This is a genomic window from Plastoroseomonas hellenica (assembly GCF_018129085.1).
In the GTDB taxonomy this organism is placed as follows: Bacteria; Pseudomonadota; Alphaproteobacteria; order Acetobacterales; family Acetobacteraceae; genus Plastoroseomonas; species Plastoroseomonas hellenica.
Genome location: NZ_JAAGBB010000153.1, coordinates 1 through 744 on the forward strand (window position 1 = coordinate 1; position 744 = coordinate 744).

Below are 744 nucleotides of genomic sequence, written 5' to 3' on the forward strand. Positions count from 1 at the left end.
CCGGGCAGGTCACCGCCAATGGCGGCATCGCCATCGTCAACCAGTCCGGCGTCATCTTCGCCCCGGGTGCCCGCGTCGAGGCGCAGTCGGTCATCGTCTCCACTGCCGATATCGCCAACCAGCGCTTCATGGCCGGCGGCCGCATGGTCTTCGACCGCCCCGGCCGCGCCGATGCCCGCATCCTCAACGAAGGCACCATCACCGCCCGCGAGGCCGGCATCGCGGCCCTGGTGGCACCGCAGGTCGCCAATCGCGGCGTGATCAGCGCGCGCCTCGGCACCGTCGCCATCGCGGGTGCCGAGACCCATGTGATCGACCTCCATGGCGATGGGCTGATGTCGATCGAGATCACCAGCCCGGTGCGGCAGCGGCCAGCCGATGGCGGCGCGCTGGTGAGCAATGACGGCACCTTGCAGGCCGATGGCGGCCGGGTGAGCCTGACCGCCGCCGCCGCCGATGGGATCGTGCAGAACCTGGTGCGCGCCGGCGGGCGGATCTCGGCCAATACCGATGCGGCGACCGGGCGTCGCGGCGAGGTGGTGGTGGCCGGTACCGGCGGTGCGGTGATCATCGAAGGCCAGGTGGAAGCCCGCGGTATCGCCGCCGGGCAGCGCGGCGGCACCATCGAGGTGGTGGCGGATCGCGTGCTGGCGACCGCCGGCGCACGGATCGATGCCTCCGGCACCGCGGGCGGCGGCGAGATCGCCTTCGGGCAGACGCGGCAGGGATCGGCCGCGCCGCGGC

The 744-nt window shown here is 73.1% G+C and carries 1 protein-coding gene; it reads left to right on the forward strand.

Annotated elements, in window-relative coordinates; all coding sequences use genetic code 11:
- Positions 1 to 744 (forward strand): two-partner secretion domain-containing protein (locus GXW71_RS34595; protein WP_456316004.1); only part of this gene is annotated, 744 nt, incomplete at both ends.